At 68.5% G+C, this 6,195-nt stretch carries 6 protein-coding genes and 1 pseudogene; 4 read left to right on the forward strand and 3 right to left on the reverse strand.

Annotated features, from left to right (window positions below; translation table 11 throughout):
- Positions 1-20: 20 nt before the first annotated feature.
- Both ACX28W_RS15800 and ACX28W_RS15805 read right to left on the reverse strand, forming a co-directional pair.
- The gene (locus ACX28W_RS15800; RefSeq protein ID WP_458999581.1) at positions 21-422 is read right to left on the reverse strand and encodes a hypothetical protein; all 402 of its coding nucleotides are present in this window, start codon (positions 420-422) and stop codon (positions 21-23) included.
- A gap of 131 nt (positions 423-553) precedes the next feature.
- The gene (locus ACX28W_RS15805) at positions 554-1,141 is read right to left on the reverse strand and encodes a TetR family transcriptional regulator (protein ID WP_458999582.1); all 588 of its coding nucleotides are present in this window, start codon (positions 1,139-1,141) and stop codon (positions 554-556) included.
- Positions 1,142-1,259: 118 nt separating this feature from the next.
- On the opposite strand from ACX28W_RS15805, the gene ACX28W_RS15810 reads away from it, so the two are divergent.
- From ACX28W_RS15810 to ACX28W_RS15820, 3 genes are all read left to right on the forward strand, one after another.
- Positions 1,260-2,303: an NAD(P)-dependent alcohol dehydrogenase gene (locus ACX28W_RS15810; RefSeq protein ID WP_458999583.1), complete on the forward strand. Its 1,044-nt coding sequence runs from the start codon at positions 1,260-1,262 to the stop codon at positions 2,301-2,303.
- 103 nt (positions 2,304-2,406) lie between these two features.
- The gene (locus ACX28W_RS15815; RefSeq protein WP_458999584.1) at positions 2,407-2,595 is read left to right on the forward strand and encodes a DUF6191 domain-containing protein; all 189 of its coding nucleotides are present in this window, start codon (positions 2,407-2,409) and stop codon (positions 2,593-2,595) included.
- Positions 2,596-2,688: 93 nt separating this feature from the next.
- Entirely contained in the window at positions 2,689-3,177 is a 489-nt protein-coding gene (locus tag ACX28W_RS15820; RefSeq protein WP_458999585.1) for a hypothetical protein, read from the forward strand.
- Positions 3,178-3,231: 54 nt separating this feature from the next.
- Here ACX28W_RS15820 and ACX28W_RS15825 read toward each other — a convergent pair.
- Positions 3,232-3,502: pseudogene (locus tag ACX28W_RS15825) on the reverse strand (helix-turn-helix domain-containing protein); the annotation flags it as partial.
- A 373-nt stretch (positions 3,503-3,875) separates the two neighbouring features.
- Here ACX28W_RS15825 and ACX28W_RS15830 point away from each other — a divergent pair.
- The gene (locus ACX28W_RS15830) at positions 3,876-5,957 is read left to right on the forward strand and encodes an NPCBM/NEW2 domain-containing protein (RefSeq protein ID WP_458999586.1); all 2,082 of its coding nucleotides are present in this window, start codon (positions 3,876-3,878) and stop codon (positions 5,955-5,957) included.
- The last annotated feature ends 238 nt before the right edge of the window (positions 5,958-6,195 follow it).

A 6,195-nucleotide genomic window follows, 5' to 3' on the forward strand; every position in this document is an offset into this window, starting at 1 on the left:
CCAGCGATGAAGCGCGGTACTCACGCTGGGTCCGCTGAGCCTCGTTTGTCCTCAACGTGGACGACGTGAAGCTCGGTGCCATCCCGGTGGCGCTTGGAACGTCCGAACAGTCCGACAGCGATCTGCGACTGATCCTGAGGCTCATCGGGGCCGACATAGTTAAGGACGTCGTTGTGATGCCCGGTGACGACCCATCCCTCAACGTCCTTGAGGTCGATCACCCCAAAGTCTCCTGCCGAAGATCCAGCATGCGCCGGGCCGAACTTCTTCAGGAGGTCAGTGGCCTGATCAGCAAGCTCCCCTTCCGGAGCGGTTAGCACGACACAAGTGCCATGCTCGAACAGCACCCACGACTTGCGAGGGTCGGCGAGAAGCCGCTGCCAGACGTCTATCAGTATCTCGGTGTTCACGCCGGTCATCATGCCGCAGAGCACTGACACAGGGTGACGATCGGCCGACGGCTACGGCGAATACGCGACTCCTGAACATGCGGGCCTACCAGTCTCACACCCGTCATCTGGGCACGCAGATGGCCGGAGGGGGCAGAACTGGCTCAGTCCGCCGTCATGGCGCGGCGGACGCTCTCGCGGAGCAGGGCGCGACGCTGCTCGTGCAGTTCGGGGGGCTCCTCCACGGTCGCCGCATAGACGTTGCTGACCGGTGACCATGCCATGGACATGGCGATAACCATGGCCATCACGTCGAACGGGTCTCCCTGACGCACCAGGCCGGCGGCTTGGGCCTCGGCGATGGCGCGCAGTTTGTGGTCGCCGAGGCGATCGGGGTCGTCGACCAGATGGCCGGCCGGGCGTCGCTCCAGGCGCGCCCAGGTGGCCAGTCGGATGAGGTCGGGGCGGCGGAGGTACTCGTCGTAGAGGCGTACGGCCCAGTCCGCGAGGTCGGTGGCGTTGATCGGGACGACATTCACGATCCGCTCCAGCGAGCCGAAGAAGATGGCGTCGAAGAGCCCTTCCTTGCTGCCGAAGTAGGCGTAGAGCTGCGCCTTGTTGGTGCGTGCGGCGGCCACGATCCGCTCGATGCGCGCTCCGGCGATCCCATGCTCGGCGAACTCCTGGGTCGCCACATCGAGGATGCGTTGGTGCGTCGCGGCTCCGCGCGAGGTCAGGGGCTGATCGGCCATGCTCCCACGCTATCAAACAGAACAGTTGGTTTGCCTGGCGTGCCATGGTGTGGCACCTTGAAATAGACCGAACAGTCTGTCTACGAGGCTGTCCAAAAGTCTGTCTGAAGGAGGCGCCATGAGGAGCACCGTTGGCTGGCAGGTGGAAGGCCCGTCGTCGACACTTCGGCGCACGCCACTGGAACGGCGCGACCTGCGCCCCGACGACCTCGCGGTCCGGGTGGACTACTGCGGTGTCTGCCACACCGATCTGCACGCCGTCAGCGCCCGGGACGGCGAAGCGGGCCAACCCCTGGTGCCGGGACACGAGTTCACGGGCGTGGTGACCGAGACCGGACCCGCGGTCACCCGCTTCACCGTCGGCGACCCGGTCGCGGTGGGCAACATCGTCGATTCGTGCGGCGAGTGCGCCATGTGCCGGGCCGGCCAGGAGAACTTCTGCCACGCCTTCCCGACCCTGACCTACGACGGCATCGACCGGCACGACGGATCGACCACCCTGGGGGGCTACTCCCGCGAGTACGTCGTCCGCGACCGCTTCGCCCACCCTCTCCCCGCCGGTCTGGATCCGGCCGCCGCCGCTCCTCTGCTCTGTGCCGGGATCACCGTCTGGGAACCGCTGCACGCCCTCGGTGTGGGGCCGGGGACCCGCGTCGCCGTGGCGGGACTGGGCGGCCTGGGCCATCTCGCGGTCAAGATGGCCGTGGCGCTCGGCGCCGACACCTCGGTGGTCAGCCGCTCACCGGACAAGGGCAACGACGCTCGTCGTCTCGGCGCCCACGGTCTCCTCGTCTCCACGGACCCGGAACAGATGGCTGACGCCCGCGACCGGTTCGACGTCGTCATCGACACCATCTCCGCCCCGCACGACCTCGGCCCTTACCTGCGCCTGGTCGCCATGGACGGGACGCTCAGCCACCTCGGACACCTCGGCCCCGTCACCGTGGAGACCATCGACCTGCTCCTGGGGCGCAAGAAGCTCAGCTCCGCAGGCAGCGGCGGCCTGCCCGCGACCGCCGCCATGCTGGACTTCTGCGCCAAGCACGGCATCACCGCCGACATCGAGCTGCTCCCCTCGGCGCGGGTGAACGAGGCCCTCGACCGTCTCCGGCGCAACGACGTCCGCTACCGCTTCGTACTCGACATGTCCGACCTGGGCTGAACGACGAGGACCAGGAGCCGCGGTACGTCCGGGGTCTCCCTATTGAGTTGCCGGTCTTCCGACTTCATGTTGTGCCGGCGGTTCTCGCCCTTGCGAGTGCCCCGTGGCAGCGCGATGTCCGGCTGCGGCCGGAGGAGTTCGAGGACCTGAACGGCCCGAGACGCTCCTCGCCTCACTTCGTTGGCGCCGGCGCAGCTCGCTCGTCCTGCGCGACGAGGAGGAGGACGGGGCCCCGCCGCACCGCACCAGCATCGACCTGGACGGAGGCACGGTGGTGGTGCGTCTCCCCTGAGGCGCCACGACTGCCGCAACCCGGGTGACGTGCCCGCCGCGCGCGCCGGAAAACCAGGTGCGTGCGGCGGGCACGCCACCTACCGTGCCGGGCATGCGCGTCGTTTTCACCAAAGGCCCCGGTACGAGTTACGACATCGCCGTGCACCGCGAGACCGGTGCCGAGCTCGCCCCGCGCAACGGGCCCGGCGGGCATCCGTATCTCCCGCACGACCTGGTGCACTTCCTCGTCGAGGCGGAGGCGGGGATCAAGCTCGGGGTCTACGGGCGGCTGGCCGCCGGTGACAACGGCTTGTTCTGGCCCGCCGACGCCGCGGAGCGCGCCAAGGCCGCCCGGCGCCGCAAGTCGAAGCAAGTGAGGTCGTCCCCCCAGGCGAAGGCCGACATGGCCAGGTCGGAGGAGCTGGCGGGCATCGCCGTACCCGTGTGGGAGGTGCGGCACGGCCACGCGCGGGAGCTGCCGGCGTATGTGACGGCGGGGGAGATCCCTCCGGTGGTCGACCGGATCGTGTCCCGGTTCGACGACTACGCCGACCGCTGGCACACGCTGCCGGTCGGAGGTTCGCTGACTCTGACGTGGTGACGCCGACTCAGTCCGCCCAGTCCGGATGCCACTCGATGATTCCTACTGACGCGGCCCCTCATCGAGCCACGTCGCGAGCTTGGCCTGCAGGTGGGGACCGAGCCGGCAGTCGTAGCCGGAGGGCCCCCTTGGAACGCAGCGCCTCGCGCCCGCCCGTCCTCCAGGCGCGGTGCCACTGGTAGACCGACTTCTCACTCACCCGTAACTCCCGGGCGATGTACGGGACTTCCACATGCTCCTCGAAGAGGTCAACGGCCCGCATCCGTACCTCTTCCCGGCGCCTGCGCTGCTCGGCGGTCAGCCCGCCCCCATCCGGATACCGCATGCCTCCGGCGTACCAGCTCGGCCGGACCACATCACCGGTCCCGACACGCATCCGGACCACGAGACGCCGAAATCAGATAAGCGAGGACGGACCTCGCGCATCTCCTCAGGTGTCACACCTGATCCAAGATCACCCGCCGCCCGCTGGAGGGAAGTTGGGGTACCTGACGAAGCCCTACGAGTAACTCTTAATTTAGGAATTATTATTGACGCCCGCCGGTAACCGCTGCAAGATCCTGGAAACAATCCGCAGGCACGCAGGCAGTGACTGGTCCGAAGACCGACCGCCGCACCCTCCGCGAGGGAGCGGTACCTCAGACTCACGACCAGGACGGGTCGGCACGCCTGATCGATCGGACAGCGAAGGTTCCGATGTGAAACGACATCTCACCGTCCTCCTCGCCCTCCTGACCGGCTTGCTGGTCGTGCCGGCATCCGCCCACGCCGGCCCAGCGGCCGGCACTGTCGCCGTCACGGCGCCGGCACCTCAGGAGGTGCTGAGCCCGACGCCGTACATGGGCTGGAACACCTACTACGCGCTGGGTGGCGATCCGACCGAGGCCGAGGTCAAGTCGATAGCCGACTTCCTGGTCAGCAGCGGTCTGCGCGACGCCGGCTACGAGTACGTCTGGATCGACGGCAACTGGGCGGCGCCGACGCCACGCAGTTCGGCCGGCGACCTGGTGCCCAACCCGGACCAGTTTCCGAACGGGCTGAAGCCGCTGGTCGACTACATCCACTCCAAGGGCCTGAAGGCCGGCATCTACACCGACGCCGGCCCGTACATCCCGGGCAAGTGCGGACTCGGCAGCCACGGCTACTACCAGCGCGACGCGGACCAGTTCGCCGCCTGGAAGTTCGACGCGGTCAAGGTGGACTACCTCTGCGGGATCGCCGCGGACCTCGACCCGAAGACCGTCTTCACCGAGTTCGCGCAGGCGTTGCGGAACAACGCCGGCGGGCGCCCCATGATCTTCAACCTCTGCAACCCGGTGACCTCTCCGGACTGGGGCAACTACCCGGAGGAGCAGCAGTCGACGTACTCCTGGTCCTATGCGCCGGGGATCGCGCAGTCCTGGCGGACGTACACGGATGTGGGTTTCGTCGGGGAGATCAAGTTCAAGGACGTCCTGCGGAACTACGACGCGAACGCGCGGCACCCCGAGGTCGCCGGACCGGGGCACTTCAACGACCCGGACTACCTCGGACCTGAGCTGGGGATGACCGACGAGGAGTTCCGTACCCAGATGACGCTCTGGTCGGTGGCGGCCGCGCCGCTGGTGATCGGCAGCGACGTCCGGAAGCTCAGCAAGACCTCGCTCGGCATTCTCGCGGACCGCGATGTACTCGCCATCAACCAGGACACCGTCGGCGTCCAGGCCGTCCGCGTCGGCCCCGCCGGCACGACGGAGACCTGGGTGAAGCGGCTGGCCAACGGTGACCGTGCCGTGGTGCTGCTGAACCGGGGAGACAGCCCGGCGACCGTGACCACGAAGGCGCGGTCGGTCGGTCTGTCCGGGGATCGGTTCACCCTGAAGAACGCCTGGACCAACCAGGTCACCGAGAGCGCCGGCACCATCAGTGCCGCCGTCCCGGCCCACGGCGCGGCCCTGTTCCGGGTCAGCCCGGCAACGGGCAAGCCCGGTGTTCCGCACGTCGTCGCCGGCCTGCCGCAGGTGACGCAGGTCGGTGGCGACACGGTGCCGGCCGGGGTCGCCCCGGTGGTCGCCGGCGGCGACCAGGCCCGGGTCGAGGTCACTGTCCGTAACGACGGTGCGCAGCCGGTCTTCGCGCCGCAGGTCGAGCTGAAGGTGCCCACCGGCTGGACGGCCCGTCCGCTCGGCAAAGCGCCGAAGCTGCTGGACTCCAACCACTCCGTGAATCTCGCCTTCACGGTGACCCTGCCGGCCAACGCCGCGCCGGGTAGCACCCCGCTGACCGCCACCACGTCGTACGAGGTGACGGGCAAGGGACGACTGCGGCAGGAGACGGCCACGGCGGTGGTTGTCGCACCGGCGGCGCCGGACGGCGACGTCGTACTTTCGCACCATGACTGGATCAGCGCCACCAGCGGGTGGATGAGCCCTACGGTCGACATGAGCGTCGGTGGCTGGTCGCCGATCAGCATGCTCGGCCAGGTCCACCCGACCGGTATCGGGGTCGCCTCGCCCTCCACGATCCGCTACTACGTCGGCGACCAGTGCAGCCGGCTGACTGCGACCGTCGGCATCGACGATGCGGTGCGCAACGTCGGCCCGGACGGCGGCACGTCGACCTTCCAGGTGATCGGTGACGGCCGGGTGCTGTTCGACAGCGGTGTGCTGACCCGCGACGACATCCGCCAGGCCGACATCGACCTGACCGGCGTCCGCGTGCTCGACCTGGTGGTCGGCGACGCCGGCGACGGCGGCTACAACGACCGCGCCAACTGGGCCGGTCTGAACGCCACCTGCTGATTCGGCTCGGCCGCACCCAGGTGACACCTCACCTGGGTGCGGCCGATTCGCCAAGACTTTGAGACGCCGTGGCGCGGTTACGCGCCACGGCGTCGTGATGTCGGGTCGGCCCCGATGGGGAGCGGACGGCGTCAGGCGCGCCGCAGCACAACGAGTTCGGACCGACACCTCCCCTGATCAGACCCGTGACGCACGCACTCGACGCGGTTCACGCATTCGGCCTACTCGAACCGTCCAT

Source organism: Streptomyces sp. SD15 (genome assembly GCF_054462255.1).